The sequence below is a fragment of the Pseudomonas sp. LBUM1648 genome (assembly GCF_059716145.1).
On the sequence record NZ_CP166808.1, the window covers coordinates 5,207,190 to 5,227,670 of the forward strand.

The 20,481-nt window shown below is 59.7% G+C and carries 16 protein-coding genes; 10 read left to right on the forward strand and 6 right to left on the reverse strand.

All coding sequences use genetic code 11. The features are described from left to right. Positions 1–40 precede the first annotated feature (40 nt). The 7 genes from ACA043_RS23600 (at position 41) to ACA043_RS23630 (ending at position 7,102) form a co-directional block, all read left to right on the forward strand. Complete coding sequence (locus ACA043_RS23600; RefSeq protein ID WP_497658016.1) at positions 41–955, forward strand: glutamate/aspartate ABC transporter substrate-binding protein; 915 nt, start codon at positions 41–43, stop codon at positions 953–955. A gap of 192 nt (positions 956–1,147) precedes the next feature. Beyond that, positions 1,148–1,894 carry an amino acid ABC transporter permease gene (locus ACA043_RS23605; RefSeq protein WP_042560752.1) on the forward strand — a complete coding sequence of 249 codons (747 nt, stop codon included), beginning with the start codon at positions 1,148–1,150 and terminating at the stop codon, positions 1,892–1,894. Beyond that, complete coding sequence (locus ACA043_RS23610) at positions 1,894–2,565, forward strand: amino acid ABC transporter permease (protein ID WP_095190467.1); 672 nt, start codon at positions 1,894–1,896, stop codon at positions 2,563–2,565. The genes ACA043_RS23605 and ACA043_RS23610 overlap by 1 nt, the downstream gene beginning before the upstream one ends. Beyond that, a complete protein-coding gene (locus ACA043_RS23615) occupies positions 2,562–3,296 on the forward strand; it encodes an amino acid ABC transporter ATP-binding protein (protein WP_007927141.1) in 735 nt (244 codons plus the stop codon). The genes ACA043_RS23610 and ACA043_RS23615 overlap by 4 nt, the downstream gene beginning before the upstream one ends. A gap of 241 nt (positions 3,297–3,537) precedes the next feature. Beyond that, positions 3,538–5,439 carry a two-component sensor histidine kinase AauS gene (gene aauS / locus ACA043_RS23620; RefSeq protein WP_401266476.1) on the forward strand — a complete coding sequence of 634 codons (1,902 nt, stop codon included), beginning with the start codon at positions 3,538–3,540 and terminating at the stop codon, positions 5,437–5,439. Beyond that, positions 5,436–6,764, forward strand: coding sequence for a two-component response regulator AauR (aauR, locus tag ACA043_RS23625; protein ID WP_187680187.1), 1,329 nt, complete (start codon positions 5,436–5,438; stop codon positions 6,762–6,764). The genes aauS and aauR overlap by 4 nt, the downstream gene beginning before the upstream one ends. Further along, positions 6,764–7,102 carry a GlpM family protein gene (locus ACA043_RS23630; protein ID WP_325717581.1) on the forward strand — a complete coding sequence of 113 codons (339 nt, stop codon included), beginning with the start codon at positions 6,764–6,766 and terminating at the stop codon, positions 7,100–7,102. The genes aauR and ACA043_RS23630 overlap by 1 nt, the downstream gene beginning before the upstream one ends. Before the next feature lie 32 nt (positions 7,103–7,134). On the opposite strand, the gene ACA043_RS23635 is transcribed toward ACA043_RS23630, so the two are convergent. Together ACA043_RS23635 and ACA043_RS23640 are read right to left on the reverse strand one after the other, a co-directional pair. Continuing rightward, positions 7,135–7,614: a hypothetical protein gene (locus tag ACA043_RS23635; protein WP_497658017.1), complete on the reverse strand. Its 480-nt coding sequence runs from the start codon at positions 7,612–7,614 to the stop codon at positions 7,135–7,137. A 210-nt stretch (positions 7,615–7,824) separates the two neighbouring features. After that, positions 7,825–8,859 (reverse strand): alpha/beta fold hydrolase, encoded by a 1,035-nt coding sequence (locus ACA043_RS23640; RefSeq protein WP_497658018.1) that lies wholly within the window; start codon positions 8,857–8,859, stop codon positions 7,825–7,827. Between the two features lie 207 nt (positions 8,860–9,066). On the opposite strand from ACA043_RS23640, the gene ACA043_RS23645 reads away from it, so the two are divergent. Then, entirely contained in the window at positions 9,067–14,631 is a 5,565-nt protein-coding gene (locus ACA043_RS23645) for a dermonecrotic toxin domain-containing protein (RefSeq protein ID WP_497658019.1), read from the forward strand. Between the two features lie 65 nt (positions 14,632–14,696). Here ACA043_RS23645 and metE read toward each other — a convergent pair whose 3' ends face one another. Beyond that, positions 14,697–17,009: a 5-methyltetrahydropteroyltriglutamate--homocysteine S-methyltransferase gene (gene metE / locus ACA043_RS23650; RefSeq protein ID WP_497658020.1), complete on the reverse strand. Its 2,313-nt coding sequence runs from the start codon at positions 17,007–17,009 to the stop codon at positions 14,697–14,699. A 112-nt stretch (positions 17,010–17,121) separates the two neighbouring features. Between metE and metR the strand changes: the two genes are divergently transcribed. Then, positions 17,122–18,039 (forward strand): transcriptional regulator MetR, encoded by a 918-nt coding sequence (gene metR, locus ACA043_RS23655; RefSeq protein WP_187680192.1) that lies wholly within the window; start codon positions 17,122–17,124, stop codon positions 18,037–18,039. 352 nt (positions 18,040–18,391) lie between these two features. Continuing rightward, entirely contained in the window at positions 18,392–18,640 is a 249-nt protein-coding gene (locus ACA043_RS23660) for a DUF6124 family protein (protein WP_401266457.1), read from the forward strand. Between the two features lie 202 nt (positions 18,641–18,842). Here the strand turns inward: ACA043_RS23660 and ACA043_RS23665 are convergent, their stop codons facing one another. Genes ACA043_RS23665 through ACA043_RS23675 form a run of 3 tightly spaced genes read right to left on the reverse strand, consistent with a single transcriptional unit; the run spans position 18,843 to position 20,438 of the window. Then, on the reverse strand, positions 18,843–19,340 hold the full coding sequence (locus ACA043_RS23665) for a GNAT family N-acetyltransferase (protein ID WP_401266493.1): 498 nt from the start codon (positions 19,338–19,340) through the stop codon (positions 18,843–18,845). A 1-nt stretch (position 19,341) separates the two neighbouring features. Continuing rightward, positions 19,342–19,980: a LysE family translocator gene (locus ACA043_RS23670; RefSeq protein WP_401266455.1), complete on the reverse strand. Its 639-nt coding sequence runs from the start codon at positions 19,978–19,980 to the stop codon at positions 19,342–19,344. Positions 19,981–20,003: 23 nt separating this feature from the next. Further along, positions 20,004–20,438, reverse strand: coding sequence for an NUDIX hydrolase (locus ACA043_RS23675; protein ID WP_497658021.1), 435 nt, complete (start codon positions 20,436–20,438; stop codon positions 20,004–20,006). Positions 20,439–20,481: the final 43 nt, after the last annotated feature.

Sequence of the window (20,481 nt, forward strand, 5' to 3'; positions counted from 1 at the left end):
AAACTGGCTCCATAAAAAAAACAATGTCGAGGAAAATTTGATGCGCATCGTTCCCCATATCCTGGGCGCAGCCATTGCTGCCGCTCTGATCAGCACGCCAGTTTTCGCCGCCGAACTCACCGGCACCCTGAAGAAAATCAAAGAGTCCGGTGTGATCACCCTGGGCCACCGCGACGCCTCCATCCCGTTTTCCTACATTGCGGATGCTTCCGGCAAGCCGGTCGGCTACTCCCACGACATCCAGCTGGCCATCGTCGAAGCGATCAAGAAAGACCTCGACCTGCCAAACCTGCAAGTCAAATACAACCTGGTGACTTCGCAAACCCGTATCCCGCTGGTGCAGAACGGCACCGTGGACGTCGAGTGCGGCTCCACCACCAACAACGTCGAGCGTCAGCAGCAAGTTGACTTCTCCGTCGGCATCTTCGAAATCGGTACCCGTCTGCTGTCCAAGGCCGACTCCAAGTACAAGGATTTCGACGATCTGAAAGGCAAGAACGTCGTGACCACCGCCGGCACCACGTCCGAGCGCATCCTCAAGGCGATGAACGCCGACAAGCAGATGGGCATGAACGTCATCTCCGCCAAAGACCATGGCGAATCCTTCCAGATGCTGGAATCGGGTCGTTCCGTCGCGTTCATGATGGACGACGCCCTGTTGGCTGGCGAAGCCGCCAAGGCCAAGAAAGCCACCGACTGGGCCGTGACCGGCACTCCACAGTCGTACGAAATCTACGGCTGCATGATGCGCAAAGGCGACGAGCCGTTCAAAAAGGCTGTGGATGACGCTATCAAGGCGACCTACGCATCGGGCGCGATCAACAAGATCTACGAGAAGTGGTTCATGGCGCCGATCCCGCCAAAAGGCCTGAATCTGAACTTCCCGATGAGCGATGAGCTCAAGGCCCTGATCGCCAATCCGACCGACAAAGCGGCTGACGATAAGAAATCCTGATTTCTGACTAACCTTATCTCCTGAAGGGGCGCGGCCCTTTCAGGAGTTTGTCACTCCCTGCTGGCATTTTTTGGAAACACTCGAACCGGTGGCTATCGAGCCGATCGCGTGTGCCTGATCTTCACGATCAGGGAGGGAACGGAGTTCCCCAAGCGGGCACTTGTACATCGATCGAATCGAGGGGAGACCCTAATGAATTACAACTGGGACTGGAGCGTGTTCTTCAAGTCCACCGGCGTGGGCAGCGAGACTTATCTCGACTGGTTCATTTCCGGATTGGGCTGGACCATCGCCATCGCCATCGTGGCCTGGATCATCGCCCTGCTGCTGGGCTCGATACTGGGTGTCATGCGCACCGTGCCGAACCGCATCGTGTCGGGCATCGCGACCTGCTACGTCGAACTCTTCCGTAACGTGCCGCTGCTGGTTCAGCTGTTCATCTGGTACTTCCTGGTGCCCGACCTGCTGCCGGCGGATCTGCAGGAGTGGTACAAGCAGGACCTCAACCCGACCACCTCGGCCTACCTGAGCGTTGTCGTGTGCCTGGGCCTGTTCACCGCCGCGCGTGTTTGCGAACAAGTGCGCACCGGTATCCAGGCGCTGCCGCGAGGCCAGGAATCTGCCGCCCGCGCCATGGGTTTCAAGCTGCCGCAGATCTACTGGAACGTGCTGCTGCCCCAAGCCTACCGGATCATCATTCCGCCGCTTACCTCGGAATTTTTGAACGTGTTCAAGAACTCCTCCGTGGCCTCGCTGATCGGTTTGATGGAGCTGCTCGCGCAGACCAAACAGACCGCTGAGTTCTCGGCCAACCTGTTCGAAGCGTTCACCTTGGCGACCCTGATCTATTTCACCCTGAACATGAGCCTCATGCTGTTGATGCGCGTGGTCGAGAAGAAAGTGGCCGTGCCCGGCCTGATCTCCGTGGGGGGTAAATAATGGAATTCGATTTCAGTGGCATCGTCCCGGCCATTCCCGGTTTGTGGAACGGCATGGTGATGACCCTCAAGCTGATGGCCATGGGCGTGGTCGGCGGGATCATTCTCGGCACCATTCTGGCGCTGTGTCGTCTGTCGCATAACAAACTGCTGTCGAACGTTGCCGGTGCGTACGTCAACTATTTCCGTTCGATTCCGCTGCTGCTGGTGATCACCTGGTTCTACCTGGCGGTGCCGTTCGTGCTGCGCTGGATCACCGGCGAAGACACCCCGATTGGTGCGTTCACCTCGTGCATCGTGGCGTTCATGATGTTCGAAGCCGCGTACTTCTGCGAAATCGTCCGGGCCGGTGTGCAGTCGATTCCCAAAGGCCAGATGGGCGCAGCGCAAGCGCTGGGCATGAGCTACGGGCAGATGATGCGTCTGATCATCCTGCCGCAAGCCTTTCGCAAGATGACCCCGCTGCTGCTGCAGCAGAGCATCATTTTGTTCCAGGACACCTCGCTGGTTTACACCGTGGGCCTGGTGGACTTCCTCAACGCCTCCCGCGCCAGCGGCGACATCATTGGTCGTTCCAATGAGTTCCTGATTTTCGCCGGTGTCGTGTACTTCATCATCAGCTTTGCCGCCTCGCTGCTGGTCAAGCGTCTGCAAAAAAGGTTCGCCGTATGATCTCTATCAAAAACATCAACAAGTGGTATGGGGACTTCCAGGTGCTGACTGATTGCAGCACCGAGGTCAAAAAAGGCGAAGTGATCGTGGTCTGCGGCCCGTCGGGTTCCGGCAAATCGACCCTGATCAAATGCGTCAACGCGCTGGAGCCGTTCCAGAAAGGCGACATCGTCGTGGACGGCACTTCGATTGCCGACCCGAAGACCAACCTGCCGAAATTGCGTTCGCGCGTGGGCATGGTGTTCCAGCATTTCGAACTGTTCCCGCACCTGACCATCACCGAAAACCTGACCATCGCGCAGATCAAGGTGTTGGGCCGCAGCAAGGAAGAGGCGACCAAAAAAGGTCTGCAACTGCTTGAGCGCGTCGGCTTGTCGGCCCACGCCCACAAGCACCCGGGGCAATTGTCCGGCGGTCAGCAACAGCGTGTGGCGATTGCCCGTGCGCTGGCGATGGACCCGATCGTCATGCTGTTCGACGAACCGACCTCCGCGCTCGACCCGGAAATGGTCAACGAAGTGCTCGACGTGATGGTGCAACTGGCCCACGAAGGGATGACCATGATGTGCGTGACCCACGAAATGGGCTTCGCTCGCAAAGTGGCTGATCGGGTGATCTTCATGGACGCCGGCAAGATCATCGAAGACTGCCCGAAAGAGGAGTTCTTCGGCGACATCAACGCCCGCTCCGAACGCGCGCAGCATTTCCTTGAGAAAATCCTGCAGCACTAAAAGCAACAACCCGCTCCCCGACTATGGGGAGCGGGCTGCCTGACAATGAGATCCCCTGTGGTGAGGGGATTTATCCCCGATTGGGCTGCGAAGCGGCCCCAGCACTTCAAAGTCAAACAGCGTGCATAGGTTTGACGACTGCTGCGCAGCCGATCGGGGATAAATCCCCTCGCCACAGAGTTCACCTCCAAACCAGCGGTGATTCACAAACAAGTGTTGTGGTTGACCCAAGGCAACTGTGATGAAATGCGACCCCACTCTCTATCGCGCAGCGCCGCCATCACTTGCCGTGAAACCCCGTCTGATTCGTCATCTATTCCTGCCGCCGCTGGTCATCGCCCTGATGATCGGCCTGGGCTTTATCGGCTTCTGGACCAGTGAGCATTTTGGTATTCGCAGCCTCGGCGAGAACGGCCAGCGCCAGCTGGAACTGCACGCCCGTGCGGTCGAGAGCGAGATCAGCAAATACACCTACCTGCCCAGCCTGCTGGAACTGGAAACCAGTGTCCCGCAATTGCTGGCCGACCCGACCCCGGAACACCGGCAAACGGTCAATGCTTACCTTGAAGGCCTGAACCGGCGCAGCCGCAGTCGGGCCATCTACGTGATGGACACCACCGGCCGCGTCATGGCCACCAGCAACTGGCGCGATGTCGACAGTTACCTGGGTGAAGACCTGTCCTTCCGCGCCTACTTTCAGAAAGCCATACGGGGCGAACCCGGCCGCTTCTACGGGATCGGCAGCACCAACGGCGAACCCGGTTACTACCTGGCACACGGCCTTGAAGAACACGGCAAGATCGTCGGCGTCGCCGTGGTCAAGGTGCGTCTGGAAGCCATGGAAGAACGCTGGCAACGGGCGCGCCTCGAAGCGTTTGTCAGTGACGAAAACGGCATCATCATTCTCTCCAGCGATCCGGCGCGGCGTTTGAAGTCGGTGGTTCCGCTGAGCGACGAGACCAAAGAAAAACTCGCCCGCAGTCTGCAGTACTACTGGTTCCCGCTTAATGAACTGCAACCGCTGGCAAGGGAGACATTGTCCGAAGGTGTGGAGAAACTCACCTTCCCGGCCAACAGCGAAGTCGATTCAGATGAAGACGACATCAGCTATCTGGCGCAGACCCGTCCCTTGAGCGACACACCGTGGAATTTCACCCTGCTCACGTCATTGCAGGATTTGCGGCGCGAAGCAATCAATCAGGGCATCCTGGTGGCCGTGGCGTTTGCTCTGGTGGCCTTCCTGCTGATCGCCTGGAACGAGCGACGCAAGGTCATCGCCACCCGCCTCGCCGCCCGCGAAGCCTTGCAGGAAGCCAACAATCAACTGGAGCGTCGGATTACCGAACGCACCGCCGACCTGCGCGCCAGCAACGATCGATTGAAGAGCCAGATCCGCGAGCGGCGTCAGGCCGAAGAGACGTTGCGCCGCGCCCAGGATGAACTGGTCCAGGCTGGCAAACTCGCCGCCATCGGCCAGATGTCCACCAGCATCGCCCACGAATTGAACCAGCCACTGGCAGCCATGCGCACGCTGTCGGGCAATACCGTGCGCTTTCTGGAGCGCGGTCAGCTGGATGTTGCCAGCACCAATCTCAAGACCATCAACGACCTGATCGACCGCATGGGCCGGATCACCGCCAGCCTGCGTTCGTTTGCCCGGCGCGGTGACAACCACGGCCAGGCCAGCCTCGGCAAAGCCGTCGATGCCGCGCTGCAATTGCTCGGCGCACGCCTGGAGAGTTCGGCGCTGCAACTGCACCGGCAATTCATGGATGTGCAATTGCATATCGACCAGACCCGCCTCGAACAAATTCTGGTCAACCTGATCGGCAACGCGCTCGACGCCATGCAGGCGCAACCGCTGCCGGAACTGTGGCTGGAAGGTGAAGAGTTCAACGGCAAATATCGCCTGCGGGTGCGCGACAACGGCCACGGCATCGACATTGAAGCACGCAAGCATCTGTTCGAACCGTTCTTCACCACCAAACCGGGTGAGCAAGGCCTGGGCCTGGGCCTGACCCTTTCCGCCAGCCTCGCCGCCGCCACGGGCGGGCATCTGGGTGTCGAACACCCGGCCAGCGGTGGCACCACCTTCGTCCTCAGTTTACCGTTGGTAAGCCCTACTCCTGCCGAGCCAATATGAACCACGACCTTAGTGTGCTGATCGTCGAAGACGACCCCCATGTGTTGCTCGGCTGCCAGCAAGCGCTGACGCTGGAAGACATTCCCTGCGTCGGCGTCGGCAGTGCCGAAGAAGCGCTGGAACGTGTCGGCGACAACTTTGCCGGGATCGTCATCAGCGACATTCGCTTGCCGGGCATCGATGGCCTGGAACTGCTGACCCGACTCAAGCAACGCGACCGCAGTTTGCCGGTGGTGCTGATCACTGGCCACGGCGACATCTCCATGGCGGTCGGCGCGATGCAAAAAGGCGCCTACGACTTCATGGAGAAACCGTTCTCCCCCGAGCGTCTGGTGGATGTCGCGCGGCGTGCGCTGGAGCAACGCAGCCTCGCCCGCGAGGTTTCATCGCTGCGCCGGCAACTGGCCGAGCGTGATTCTCTTGAAGGACGCATCATCGGTCGCTCGCCGGCCATGCAGAACCTGCGCGAGCTGATCGCCAACGTCGCCGACACCTCGGCCAACGTGCTGATCGAAGGCGAAACCGGCACCGGCAAAGAACTGGTCGCCCGCTGCCTGCACGATTTCAGCCGCCGTCACAGCAAGCAGTTCGTCGCGCTGAACTGCGGCGGCCTGCCGGAGAATCTGTTCGAAAGCGAAATCTTCGGCCATGAAGCCAACGCTTTTACCGGCGCCGGCAAACGCCGGATCGGCAAGATCGAACACGCCGACGGCGGCACGCTGTTCCTCGATGAAGTGGAAAGCATGCCGCTGCCGTTGCAGATCAAACTGCTGCGCGTATTGCAGGAACGCACCCTTGAACGCCTCGGTTCGAACCAGAGTGTGGCGGTGGATTGCCGGGTGATTGCGGCGACGAAATCCGACCTCGACGAATCGAGCAAGGCTGGCGAGTTTCGCAGCGACTTGTACTACCGACTTAACGTGGTGACTCTGGAGTTGCCACCGCTGCGCGAACGCCGCGAAGACATCCTGCAACTGTTCGAACACTTCACTCAGCAATCAGCCCTGCGCTTCGACCGCGCGCTGCCGGAGCTGGACAACCAGACCCTGTCGAACCTGATGAGCCACGACTGGCCGGGCAACGTGCGTGAACTGCGCAACGTCGCCGAGCGTTTCGCCCTGGGTCTGCCGGCCTTCAAGAAATCCGGCGCCGGCAGCGCTGGCCAGGGCCTGGCGTTTGCCGAGGCGGTGGAAGCCTTCGAACGCAATTTGCTCAGCGATGCCCTGCAACGCAGCGGCGGCAACCTGACACAGGCGAGCCTGGAACTGGGCATGGCCAAGACCACGCTGTTCGACAAAGTGAAAAAATACGGGCTGAGCCACTGATGGATCTACTACTGAAAGCCGCACTCGGCGCCGCCGTGGTCGTGATTCTCGCGGCACTGGCCAAGACCAAGAACTATTACATCGCAGGCCTGGTGCCGCTGTTTCCGACCTTTGCCTTGATCGCGCATTACATCGTCGGCAAGGGGCGTTCGATTGATGACCTGAAGACCACCATCGTGTTCGGCATGTGGTCGATCATTCCGTACTTTGTTTATCTGGCGACGTTGTACGTGATGGTCGACCGGATGCGGCTGGAGGCTTCGCTCGCCGTGGCGGCGGTGGCTTGGTTGATGGCGGCGACGGTGCTTGTCACGGTGTGGGTGCGTATCCATGCATGACCTGCACACAATCCACTTCAAACCGGTGAAAATCAATTTTTGCAGGGCTCAACATCGTTGATCGAACGCTTCACCGTTAATACGCCATCACAATTAAAGTAACCTCTCGCAGTATTGATGTGCACTGTCAGGTTTTCATAGATCACAGAAGTCCTTACATGAATGGATGAAGCGTCGCCCTTTGATTCCGTCGAAAACTCATCGTTTGGTGAAGTGTTCACTCTCGGGCACGTAATACTTGTAAACGTACATTCATTGTTAGGACCATCGATGATGGCAGATGAGATACAGCTATGGTTTGCGCTATTTTCTTTCCAGGCTGTCATACAAGGTGTATCGGGTTTTGGTTTTCGACTTTTCGCCCACTCCGCGACTTTTGCCTCTTCCTCAGCGCTCTCTTTGTCGATAGCGTCAAGAGCGTCATCATATTGATCTGCCTTAACAAACTCGGCATCAAGAGAAAGCATGGCACAAAATGTGGCTACAACAAGACCTTTGCGTAGACGTATCATTTTCTATTCTCCCTATAGTTATCCCGCTTCGCGAGACCATTAGCCGAGAATATTTTAATGATGCCAATTACGCCACTGTCAGAAATTACAGTCGGACATACCGATTCAGAATAGCGAAGAAACTTCTTACTTCATTTTCTCTATTAGTTTCAAACCACGCAGCAAACTACCAAGGGGTTAACTTTTCCCGGTGTTTTCAATGCATCATTATTACAAAAGGCCTGTTCCCACCACCGGTTCAATCTGCGCCCAATGCGAAGTGTCTTCACGATGCGCCTGCAAATACGGCAACACCGCCGCCAGCAACGGCGCTTTGAATGCCTCTTGAAAACGATGCGCCAACCCCGGAATCAGCTTCAACTGACTGCCGCGAATGTGCGCCGCCAAATGCACGCCATGCATCACCGGCAGCAACGGATCGGCCGTGCCGTGCACCACCAGCGTCGGCACGCGCAACTGGTTGAGCAGCGCCACCCGGCTCCGTTCGGCCAGAATTGCCATGATCTGCCGCTTCACGCCTTCAGGATTGAACGCCCGGTCGTAGGACGCCGCCGCTTGTTGCAGCAACGCCTGCCGATCATCGGTAACCGCCGGACTGCCCAGCGCCGCCAGCAAATCAGCCTGCTGCTCCAGCGCCACTTCACGGTTCGGCGCGCCACGCCGCGACAACAGTTGCACCAGCGCCGCACTCGGCGCCGGCAACCCTTCGGCCCCGGAGGTGGTCATGATCAGCGTCAGGCTCTCGACCCGTTGCGGCGCCATGGCCGCCATGTGCTGGGCGATCATGCCGCCCATGCTTGCGCCCAGCACGTGGAATTGCTCGACATGCAGCGCATCCATCAAGCCCAGCGCGTCGTCGGCCATGTCGGTCAGGCTGTACGGTGCCGACACCGGCAGACCGAGTTTGTAGCGCAACACTTCAAACGTCAGGTTGGCCTCCAGCGGGGCCTGACGCCAGGTCGACAAGCCGACATCGCGGTTGTCATAGCGAATTACCCGAAAGCCCTGCTGACACAACGCCACCACCACTTCATCCGGCCAGTGGATCAACTGCCCGCCCAGCCCCATCACCAGCAACAGTGCCGGATCCGACGCGCGCCCGATGCTTTGGTAGGCGATGCTCACCTGCGCCAGATCGGCCCGCTCGGTCGGCACGTTCACATCGCAACGCGCGGCGGCAAACGACGATGAGCCGAACAAAAGCGCGGCCAAAACGGCCGCGATTGATAAAAAAACCTTGTGCATGAAAAACACCGAAACGCAGAACCCCAGTAGAGCGCGAGTCTGATGAAGTTTGTACAAGCGCGCTGCCACAGTTCGATGACAGTTTGATGAAGAGTGCCGAGTGGTCATTGCGCGATAACTATGTACCGCCATGGAGATCGACGATTTGCTTTGAATGACGGCTACAGGAAGCGGATCCGCCGTTTCGTTACGCGAGCCATAGTTGCCATGCCCGACAGTTTTATTTCCGCGCTCTCAGATCCCGGTCCGGCGCAGACACCGTCCGTTGCCCATTTACCCAAAAACCCTGACGCCGCAGTGGCGCTGAGTGCTTCGAACCGCTGGCGCTATAGCAGCCAGGCGCTGCGTGAACTGTTCGCCGGTGTGCCGACCACGCGTAAAACGCTGACTCGATTGCTTGAGCAGGAACTGGATCTGGGCGAGCCCGATATCGGTTTTCGCTTTGCGGCCACCCCGCAAAGCCCCGAACATTTCATACCGATCGTGCAGGCCTGTGCCTTTGGCTTTCAGCATCCGCTGCCTGCGAACACACTTGACCGGCAATGCCGCGTGACGGGTTTGCCCGCCACCCATGCGCTGTTCGCCCTCACGCCGCGGCAATTGCTTGAACGGCTCAAGACCCTGGATCTGGAGAAGGCACTGGACCGGGACTGGGATCAATACTGGGATGCGCGCGCGCCCGGCGCTTCGGTATCCCGTCGCGAACGCGCCGATCAACAGTATCGCCAGCATTTCGAAGCGACCGTACTGACCGCCGTCGCCCAGCATCGCGTGACGCCCGAACAGCGTATCTCGCTGTTAGCGTTGATGGACGCGACCACTCACGATGCGACAGTCACCTGCGAGCAGATTTCGCTGGTGTTAAGCAATGGCAGCAAAGTGAAGTGCCCCACGGCCTGGGTCATCAGCTTTGGCGCCCGGCAGCAACCCGTGCATTGGTTGTACCTGCCGTTGCGCCCCGAAGCATTAAAAGGCTTTGACCAGCGCAGCGAACTCGAGGCCTGGCTGGGCGCTCAGTCGCTGATTCCCAGTGGTTTGCCACAAACCGGTCTGAGGTTTGAATACACCCACAGAGAGTTGCCATTGACCACTGGCATGAGCGACCTGCTGACGCACTTTCGCCAGGCCCGGATCGACGCCCTGCGCAACGGTAGCCTCGGCAAGCCCGGGTTTGCCGAACATGGCAGCAAAGCCCTCGACTTCTCTGACCAGACAGACCGTCAACGGCAGACCGCTGCCGTGTTCGGTTCTCCCCCCGTGGTTGAATCCGTCAGTGTCGAGGACGATGAACCGTCGCTGTTCGGCAGTCTCTATGCCGACATTCCTCTGGCCCTGCGTCAGGCCGCTCTCAAGCGCCAGCGTGATGCCCTGGAAGCCCGCTTGGGTACGTCGAGCGACAACGCCGCCCTGCAACCGATCAAGGATTTGCAACAAACATTGGAAACCGCCGAGCAAGCCGCCGACAACGCCGCGACTGCGCTGTTGGGCCGCTCGCAGCCTTTCGACCTGCTTACCCTCAATCGTGAGTTCACCGCTCTGCATCAGGCACACAAGGCCGGTTTGCTAGCCGAAACCGACTTGCAAAAGTTGCTTGAACAGATCAGCAGCGAAGAACACCAACTGATCAAGGCCCTGCTCGACCCGCCAGACAATCCCGACAGCGATTGTGTAGCCGCCAGCCTGATACTTTCGACGAGCGAAACGGCTGACAGCCCAACGACCGAGACGCTCAACGGCCCGTTTGTCATGACCCGCGCCGGTACGTTGCTCGACCTGACGTCTACCCACAGCCTGTTGCTGTACTGGCCCGGCACTGGTGGAGGACTGCAACGCTTTGCCAGTCGTCGGGCGCTGGAAAGCCAGATGTTCGCCCTTGCCGAAAAGGATCCATTACTGACCCTGCAACTGAAAAAAATCAGCGGCGATCCACTGCATCACGCCCTCGATCAGGTGACCAGCGAGTACGAAGAGCAAGCCGCCCTGCTCCGTGCGCACCCCGGCAAGTCCATGTTGACACCCGAACGCAGCGGGCCAATGCAGGCCCTGCGCGAACGTTTCAGGGCCGCCCTCCAGGTGCCAGTGCACGCCGCACGGAATCTGGCCTTTGCCCATCTGCTGGAACAAAACCGCTCCGGCAGGTTGGCCGACAATCTGCCGCACTGGCAACGGAACTTGCCGGCCAGCGAACGCAGCAACCTGAAGACGCAGATCCAGGCCTATATCGCCGCCATGCACCGCAGCCACCAACTCCTGATGCGGGCCTTGCCGCCACGTGATGACTTCACCCGTCAGCATTTGCACCAACGGTTGCGTGAGGACTTCTCGGTGCAGGGGCCTTTCTCGGTACAGATCGACCTGCCGGACTCCGCCAGACTGCAAAAGCAATTGAGCGACGGCTCAACCATGACCACCCCGCAAAAGCTGGTCGCGGTGCCCAGCGCCTCACGCAGTAAGGTGCCACTCGAAGACCTCGCGCAGTCCAACATCGACAACACACCCTCGATGCGTCTGGAGTCGGAGTCCTTGCGCCTGCTGTTCATGACGGTCGAAGTCATCGCGGCCGATGACAGCGCACGAGCAGCCTTGCGCACAGGCATCACCCATGAGTACCTGCGCAAGATTCTGCCGGAACTGGATTTGCCCAAAACCTACGAGCAAACGATCCGTGACGCCTTCATGGGCGGGCTCGGTGAATCCGCCTTCGTGCGCGAGCATCGGCGTGAATGCCTGATCGAACCGTGGCGGCTGATGCTCAAGATGCAAGGCGAATGCGCGCGTTTACAACAACGCATCAACCATCACGAATGGCAAATATTCAACATTGCCATTGAAGCCGACACCACCCATGCCTGGAACACAGGAGCCCTGCGCATTGCGCTCCTGCCGGCCTTCCTCAGAGCCGGTGGCAAGGACACCCCCAATCAAGGCCCCGTCACGCTGTCAGGCGTCACCTTTATCCAGGAGCAAATCAGCGGGACAACCTTGCTCTATTTGCCAGACAGTCCCGACGACCAGGTTCTGCGTCGTTACGACAGTCTGGAGGAGGCCCGCAAGGCGCTATTCAAACTCTGCGAGCAAGACCCGTGGATCAGCTATCTGGCAGGCCGGGCCTTGCAAGGGGATGTGCGCGCCCATGAAAACCGCCTCGCTCAGGCCATCGTGAAAAAGCATGACGCCATGATCGGCGTCGGTATGCCCTGGCCTTCGACCACCTCATTGGCCGCGCACCTGCTCAACGCCCACATGGGCCGATTGATCGAAGCCCATCGCGGCACATCGCGCGCCAATGATGCGTTGTACATGGAACGCTATGCCCTCAAGGGACCGCGAGCTTTCAATTACCTGAAAATGGCCTTGGGGTTGCTGCCCTTTGTCGGCGTGGCGTTTGCCGTCTACGACGCCTGGACCAGCGCCAATCAGGCGGTCGCGGCATTTTTGCGCGGTGATGTGGGTGATGGCCTGGCGGAACTTGAATCGGTGTTGTTGTCGCTGATCGATGCGGCCATGGATCTGCTGCCGGGCGAAATGACCACTTCCGCCCTTTCCCGAGCGGCCCGTTCACTGACCCGCACTCGCCAACTGCGCAGACTGGCTCAAGGCGCCGGCGCGCTGCATGTTCCCTCGCAACGTCAGGCTCGGCATCTGACGGCGCGTTTCGCCGGCTACGAGTATGAAAAGCCGATTTCGCTGTCAGGGCTGGAACCGGCCACCGAAGGCCTCTATCGCGGCATCTACCGGCATGCCGACGGCGACTTCATCCTGCGCCAGGGACGGATCTTTGAAGTTCAACGCAGCAACAACGCCGACAACTGGCGTTTACACGGCACGAGTACCAAGACCTATAAACAACCGATTGCCCTGGATGAAACCGGCCAGTGGGATACGTGGTTCGGTGTGCATGGCACGGCGGTCGAAGGCGGGGCGCTGGGCGGCGGGAATATCGCCGGACACCTGGCTGATGCGGCCGATCCCTTCTGGCCACAGGCGATTCGGCAGCGCCTGCCGCGCTGGCTGGTGGATCGCAAGTATCGCCGTTATCGTCAGTTGACCCAGGCCGCCGATAGCCTGGCCGACCAGCTCGATGCCAGGGGTGTGGCGAGCGATGCCGCGATCAACCGTTACGGCGCGGCATCGCAAGCAGATCGACCGGCTTTGATGCCAGCCTCAGAGGCCGCCTGTGTCGGCGATATCCAACTGGCAACCCGGCACTACGAAACCCTCGATGATTTGATGCCCTTGACCAAGGGAAACAAAAAACGCGCGCTGCTTGAAATACAGAGCAAGGAGGCCTCGCTGTTGACTGACCGTTACTGGCGCCGCGCTTACCATCTCTCCCACAGCACCGCACGGGTGACTGAAAAAATTGATGACCTGGCCCTGGCACTGGATAACCTGCCCCCCGAAAGTCTGGCCCAACGCATCAGCCTCCTTGAGGATATCCGCACACAGCGGGTCGATTACGTACGCCTGCTTGAGCAAATGGAGCAGCTCAAGGGCGATGCCAATTACTGGTATGAGCGCATCCGCATCCGCGCGCACAAAGAACCCAGAACGGCGATGATCGAGGATATAAACACCAAGCACAGTGATGCCAACCTGCTTTATCTGAAAACCAGTCAACGCTTGGAAACCGTCAAGCGCTATGGCCGAACCGACGATGTCTCCTGGTTCTACCTGATGGGACAGGCTCGGGAGCTTCGCAGCAATGTCGATAGGGCCTTGTACACGCAGTACAACCTGCCGAACATCCAGGCGACCCGGGCACAACGCAATCAGATTCTGCACAACTGCCTGGAGCTGTACACCCGCTATCGCCGTGAAATGAATATCTGGACCGCCACCTATCCGCAACACTTCCACTTGAATGAAGTCCCCGCATTGATGAGCGGGATCGAATGGCTCGCCGAACGCGCCCGCAAAGGCATCATCGAACCGCCCGCGCCGACAACGGGGGGGCAGGCCGCACAGCGCGTGTTCACAACCGCCGATAATCAGTTGATGTACGGCATCGAGCGTTGGGAACCGACGACCCAGAAACACCAATACGTTTCTACCGGCCGCGCAGGCCATGAGGAAGTCTGGGAGCAAGGCAGCGATGGCAGTTACCGCCTGCTCAACCCGCGAAATACAGAGCCGTCCGCCCCCGCCCCAATGAGCCTCGCCAAGTTGGTGGCCGATGCGCAACGGCGCCTGGATGCCCAGGCGGACTACCAGATCAGAGTCGAATCCTACGCCGAGCAGGACATGCTCCCGGTCGACCTGGAACACATGATGGTCAGTGAGGCAGCCGAGCTCAATCGCCGCGCCGACCGCATCGAGACCCTGGCGGCGCAAAACCCGATCATTCCACAACTGCGCGACAAGGCCAGCGAACTGACCCTCATCGGCCGGAACCTGCGTACCCGCCAATCACTGACCAGCCAAAAACCCACCGACGGCATGCTTGAAGACCTCATCGAGCAGAACGCTGTGGAAATCCGTAAAACCAGCGCGCTGAAAAACCTCGGCAAGCGCCACGGCCATAACGACTATCTGCAGGAATATGAAATCTGGGACATGACCCTGTCGCCAGCGGAGCTGCTGTGGTACGCCCACTTTCACTATCGCAAACCGACAGCGGCGTTCGGCAATTTCGAGAAGGCCCACTTGAAACTGCCAGACCACCGCTTCCTGACCCACGCGGACGATGCCACCCTGCCCTACGCCGGCATTGGCAAGAAGTCAGCCGTGCTCGAGCACTTCGAAGCAATTGCGGCTAACGACCTGGTCTAGCAAGCTGCGCTGATCAACAATCTGAAAAGCCAGCCGCACGCAAAGGCTGGCTTTTTTGCGGCCAGTTACGCCAACAGACTGCGCAACTGCCGGGCCGCCGCCACCATGTTCACCAGTGCCGCTTCCGTCTCCGGCCATGCCCGCGTCTTCAAGCCGCAATCGGGGTTGACCCAAAGCCGTTCGGCGGGAATCCGCTGCACAGCCTTCTTCATCAACTTGACCATCTCGGCGGTATCCGGCACCCGTGGCGAGTGAATGTCGTAAACGCCCGGGCCAATGTCGTTGGGGTAGTCGAACGCTTCGAAGGCTTCGAGCAATTCCATGTCCGACCGCGAGGTTTCGATGGTAATCACGTCGGCGTCCATGTCGGCAATCGCCTTGATCACGTCGTTGAATTCGCTGTAGCACATGTGGGTGTGGATCTGGGTTTCATCCTTCACGCCCGACGCCGTCAGACGGAAGGCCTCAACGGCCCAATCCAGATACGCCTGCCATTGTGCGCGGCGCAGCGGCAGGCCTTCGCGGAATGCCGCCTCGTCGATCTGCACGATCTTGATCCCGGCGTTTTCCAGATCCACCACTTCGTCACGCAGGGCCAGCGCCAATTGCTGCGCCTGGACTTTGCGCGGCACATCTTCACGGGGGAACGACCACATCACCATGGTCACCGGGCCGGTCAGCATGCCTTTCATGACCTTGTCGGTCAGGCCTTGGGCGTAGGTGATCCAGTCGACGGTCATGGCATTCGGGCGACTGAGGTCGCCATAAATCACGGCCGGTTTCACACAACGCGAACCATAGCTCTGCACCCAGCCGAAACGGGTGAACAGGTAGCCGTCGAGCTGCTCGGCGAAGTACTCGACCATGTCGTTGCGCTCGGCCTCACCGTGTACCAGCACATCCAGCCCCAGGCGTTCCTGAATCTTCACGGCGTGGCGAATTTCGCTGCGCATGGCGTCGTGGTAATCGTTGGCCGACAGCTTGCCCTGCTTGAACGCCTGGCGCGCCAGACGGATTGAGCCGGTCTGTGGAAAAGAACCGATGGTGGTGGTCGGGAACGTCGGCAATTGCAGGTGCGCCTGTTGTTGGGCGATGCGTTTGGCAAACGGCGAATGACGCTGACTGTCGTTGGCATTGATCGCTTTGATACGCGCTTGTACCTCGGCATTGTGGACGCGTGGCGACTGCGCACGGCTGGCCTGAATCGCTCGGTTCTCGGCCAATGCGCTTTGCACTTTGGGCGCCTGTGGATCGTTCAAGGCATCGCGCAACACGGAGATTTCGCTGCACTTCTGCACGGCAAACGCCAACCAACTCTTGAGCTCCGGATCGAGCTTGTCTTCACGCTCGACATCCACCGGGCTGTGCAGCAACGAACAGGAACTGCTGACCCACAGGTTGTCGCCGAAACGCTCCTGCGCCGGCTGCAATTGCGCCAGCGCCTGCTCCAGTTCGCAGCGCCAGACGTTGCGCCCGTTGACCAGCCCCACCGAAAGAATCTTGTAAGTCGGCAGGCGATCCAGCACCTGGCCAAGTTGCTCCGGCGCCCGCACCGCGTCGATGTGCAGACCTTGCACCGGCAGGCCTACGGCCAGGCCGAGGTTGTCTTCAAGGCCACTGAAGTACGTCGCCACGAGTTTCTTCAGCGGCGAGTACTGGAGGATGTGATAAGCGCGTTCGAAGGCGCTTTTCCACGCTTGCGGCAGGTCGAGGGTGAGGATCGGCTCGTCGATCTGCACCCACTCCACGCCTTGCTCGGCGAGGCGCACGAGAATCTGGTTGTAGATCGGCAGCAGACGCTCAAGCAAGTCGAGCTTGTCGAAGTCGTTGCCTTTCGCCTTGCCCAGCCACAGGTAAGTCAGCGGGCCGATGATCACCGGTTTGACGTTATGGCCCAGCGCCTTGGCTTCTTCGACTTCATCGAACAACTGCTCCCAGCTCAGCTTGAACTGTTGATCAGCGCTGAACTCCGGGACGAGGTAGTGGTAGTTGGTGTCGAACCACTTGGTCAGCTCTTGTGCATATTGAGTCTTGCCGTGGTCATCAGCGCAGCATCCAGCCGTGGCGCCGCGAGCCATGGCGAACAGCGTGGCGAGGGTCGGCTGGCCACGCTCGTCGCGTACGCCGTCAAAACGCTCAGGGATCACGCCGAAAGTCAGCGAGTGAGTCAACACCTGGTCGTACCAGGCGAAGTCGCCGACCGGCAACAAGTCGATACCGGCAGCTTTCTGCAACTGCCAGTGAGTGGCGCGCAGATCACGGCCAACCTGGTTCAGCGCGGCCTGATCGAGATCGCCTTTCCAGTAGGCTTCGAGGGCTTTTTTCAGTTCGCGGTCGGCGCCGATGCGCGGGAAACCAAGGGTGTGGGCCACGGCCATGTCGAATGTGCTCCATTGCGTAAAAGATGGCGCCATTGTCGACAGTCAAGCCAACATGAGACAAACTCAACCTTTTCGTGTTGATCACAAGTTTTCCTCATGGAGCCAGCCGGTGCTTGAAATCCGTCACCTGAAAACCCTGCACGCACTGCGCGAAGCCGACAGCCTGGTCGATGCCGCCGACCGGTTGCACCTGACCCAATCGGCGCTGTCCCACCAGTTCAAGGAGCTTGAAGAACGGCTGGGAATGCCGTTGTTCGTGCGCAAGACCAAACCGGTGCGCTTCACCAGCGCCGGCCTGCGCCTGTTGCAACTGGCCGACGCCACCCTGCCGCTGCTGCGCGGCGCCGAGCGCGACATCGCTCGACTGGCCGGCGGCACTGCCGGACGCCTGCACATGGCGATCGAATGCCACAGCTGCTTTCAGTGGCTGATGCCGACCATCGACCAGTTCCGCGATGCGTGGCCGGAAGTCGAACTCGACCTCGCGTCGGGCTTCTCCTTCGCCCCGCTGCCGGCCCTGGCCCGAGGTGATCTGGATTTGGTGGTGACCTCTGATCCGCTGGAAATCGCCGGCATCACCTATGTGCCGCTGTTCACCTACGAAGCCATGCTCGCGGTGGCCAATCAGCACCCGCTGGCGAGCAAACCCTACATCGTCCCCGAAGACTTGTTGACAGAAACCCTGATCACTTACCCGGTGGAACGCGACCGACTGGACATCTTCACCCGCTTCCTTGAACCGGCCGACATCGAACCGGCGCTGGTGCGCACTTCGGAGCTGACGGTAATGATGATGCAACTGGTCGCCAGCGGCCGTGGCGTCTGCGGTATGCCGCACTGGGCGCTGCATGAGTACAGCTCGCGCGGCTATGTGAAGGGCAAGCGACTGGGCGAGAAAGGTCTGTTTGCCACGCTGTACGCCGGGATACGCGCCGACATGCTCGATGCGCCGTACATGCGCGATTTTCTGCTGACGGCCAAGGACACATCGTTTTCGACACTGGATGGCGTTAGCGCGGTGCGCTGAAACTCCAAAATCAAAAGATCTTAAACGGCTGCTGTTTAAACGACATGTCCAGACACGGACTCAGGCTACACATCCTTGCGTCACGGCCTACAGCTACGCCAGAATCCGCCGGCTTGTGCGCCTTGTGCCTGACCTCTATCGTTTGTCGGTCGCTGAACATTCAGCGATCGGGTTTAGCGACTCGACCAGGTATTAAGTCCAAACATGCGCCAGTTTTTGGTGGCTGTACGTGGGAGACCTTCGGGTCTGCCGGGTCTTATACCTCTCGGTTCGCTAACCCGCGTACAGCTGCCACCCTTACTTGTTTAGCGACAGGTGTTGGTGGAACACCAGGTATAAATGGAGATTCGCCATGTTCAAGGTAACGCCCAACCCGCCTCGCCTCCCCAGCACCCTGTTCCACGTCACTCCCGACACCGATAACGAAACCCTCCTCGCCCACGCCTGTGAATCCCTTGCCTCGGCGAGCGTGATGCTCAGTGATTTCGCCGGCCTGCTCGACACGCCGCATCGCAACACCTTGCTCGGTATCCAACAGGTAGTGATGCTCGGCGAACTGACGGTAAACCGGGCACTGGACAACCTCGATCCCCCTGCCTGAACATTTGCCGGATAAAAAGATTCATTGTGGTGAGGGGATTTATCCCCGATGGGCTGCGCAGCAGTCCTGAAACCTGTGCACACGGTGTTTCAGAGAGACCGCGTTTGTAGGGTTTGGGGCTGCTTCGCAGCCCATCGAAGATAAATCCCCTCGCCACAAAAGCCCCTCTCTTAGGGTAATGCTGTTCACTTAGGTGGGAGGGTCAGAGTTCACGCCACATGTGGATCTTGTCGAAGTAGTCTTCGCCGACTCGCACCGCCAGCGGTTCCAGACCGAACTGGATAAAGCCGCAGCGCTGGTACAGCTTGAAGGCCGCATCGTTGCCGGCGGTGACGGTGAGCTGGATGAGTTTCAGCCCGGGGTGGTTTTGTGCCTCGGTCAGCGCGGCTTGCACCAGTTCGAAACCGAGACCGTGTTGGCGATAATCCGCCGAGACGTACATGCCGAACAGGGTTGTCTTGTGCCGGGCCTTCTCGCGCGGTTCGAACGCCAACCCGACAATGCCGGCCAACACCCCCGCTTCAAATGCACCCAGCACCACATCAAGCTTGCTGGTCAGCCGCGCTTCCCACCAGCTCAACGGCATCGCCGCGCGTTCGCGCACGCTGGAGGTGAACGCCTGTGGATGGCGGTCGTAGGCTTCAAGCATCAGTTCGCGATAGGCCAGGGCATGGCTGGCATCCAGCCGCTCGATCCACATCTCAAGCGCCTCGCCGTTGTTCAAGCATCAACCGCACGGCCAGGCCGCCGAGCACCATCCCCATGAAGTAACGCTGCATCGCCAGCCACGTCGGGTTGCGCACGAACCACGAAGCGATGCCGGCAGCGAACAGCGCGATCAGCAAGTTGACGCAGAAACTGACGCTGATCTGGGTCAGGCCGAGGATGATGCTCTGGGTGAACACCGAGCCGTGTTCAGGGGTGATGAATTGCGGAAACACCGAGAGGTAGAACACGGCGATTTTCGGGTTCAGGGCGCTGGTGAGAAAGCCCATGGTGATCAGTTTGCGTGACGAGTCCGCCGGTAACTGCTGAGCTTCGAACGGCGAACGCGCGCCGGGTTTCACCGCTTGCCAGGCCAGCCACAGCAGGTACAGCGCACCGGCCCACTTCAACACTTCATAGGCCATTGGCACCGCAAGAAACACCGCCGTCAAACCGGCGGCGGCGGCAAACAGATGCACAAAGAACCCGGCCACCACGCCGAGCAACGATGTCACGCCAGCCTTGCGTCCCTGACAGATCGAACGCGAGATCAGGTAGATCATGTTCGGCCCCGGCGTCAGCACCATCAGCAACGCGGCGGCGGCGAAGATCAGCAGGTCTTGAAGCGGGATCATGGCAACGTCCTTTGCGGGGATGATCAGGCGATGGCGGTGAGCGAACGGCGATAAAACGGCAGGATCAGGTCGCGTGTCAATGGCGCCAGGTCGATAGCAGGATCAGTGGCCGGATCGACCCAGATCACCTCTTCGATTTCGGCTGCCGGGCAGACCTCGGCATCGATGGTCAGTTGAAAGATCTCGGCCTGTACGACAAACCCCGGCTCATTGGCGGCGGGTGCGGAGAACTGGCCGAGAAAAGTGGCCTGCGTCGGGTCGATCAGCAACCCCAGTTCTTCTTCCAGCTCACGAGCCAGGGCATGTACTGGCAACTCGTGCGGTTCGATCTTGCCGCCCGGTTGCATGAACGCCGTGGTGCCGCGTTTGCGCACCAGCAGGGTCCGGCCATCGGCATTGAGCAACAGGGCAGCGGCGATGCGAATGATGCGCGGGGAGACAACGGATGCAGAGGTCATGGGTGAGCCACCGGCCTGGAAAAACCGCAAGGATCCCACGCCC

Bases quoted from the DNA above. Each gene is read 5' to 3' on its own strand.
- ACA043_RS23600 (WP_497658016.1), top strand. From the start codon at position 41: ATGCGCATCGTTCCCCATATCCTGGGCGCAGCCATTGCTGCCGCTCTG.
- ACA043_RS23605 (WP_042560752.1), top strand. From the start codon at position 1,148: ATGAATTACAACTGGGACTGGAGCGTGTTCTTCAAGTCCACCGGCGTG.
- ACA043_RS23610 (WP_095190467.1), top strand. From the start codon at position 1,894: ATGGAATTCGATTTCAGTGGCATCGTCCCGGCCATTCCCGGTTTGTGG.
- ACA043_RS23615 (WP_007927141.1), top strand. From the start codon at position 2,562: ATGATCTCTATCAAAAACATCAACAAGTGGTATGGGGACTTCCAGGTG.
- aauS (WP_401266476.1), top strand. From the start codon at position 3,538: ATGAAATGCGACCCCACTCTCTATCGCGCAGCGCCGCCATCACTTGCC.
- aauR (WP_187680187.1), top strand. From the start codon at position 5,436: ATGAACCACGACCTTAGTGTGCTGATCGTCGAAGACGACCCCCATGTG.
- ACA043_RS23630 (WP_325717581.1), top strand. From the start codon at position 6,764: ATGGATCTACTACTGAAAGCCGCACTCGGCGCCGCCGTGGTCGTGATT.
- ACA043_RS23635 (WP_497658017.1), bottom strand. From the start codon at position 7,614: ATGATACGTCTACGCAAAGGTCTTGTTGTAGCCACATTTTGTGCCATG.
- ACA043_RS23640 (WP_497658018.1), bottom strand. From the start codon at position 8,859: ATGCACAAGGTTTTTTTATCAATCGCGGCCGTTTTGGCCGCGCTTTTG.
- ACA043_RS23645 (WP_497658019.1), top strand. From the start codon at position 9,067: ATGCCCGACAGTTTTATTTCCGCGCTCTCAGATCCCGGTCCGGCGCAG.
- metE (WP_497658020.1), bottom strand. From the start codon at position 17,009: ATGGCCGTGGCCCACACCCTTGGTTTCCCGCGCATCGGCGCCGACCGC.
- ACA043_RS23660 (WP_401266457.1), top strand. From the start codon at position 18,392: ATGTTCAAGGTAACGCCCAACCCGCCTCGCCTCCCCAGCACCCTGTTC.
- ACA043_RS23665 (WP_401266493.1), bottom strand. From the start codon at position 19,340: ATGTGGATCGAGCGGCTGGATGCCAGCCATGCCCTGGCCTATCGCGAA.
- ACA043_RS23670 (WP_401266455.1), bottom strand. From the start codon at position 19,980: ATGATCCCGCTTCAAGACCTGCTGATCTTCGCCGCCGCCGCGTTGCTG.
- ACA043_RS23675 (WP_497658021.1), bottom strand. From the start codon at position 20,438: ATGACCTCTGCATCCGTTGTCTCCCCGCGCATCATTCGCATCGCCGCT.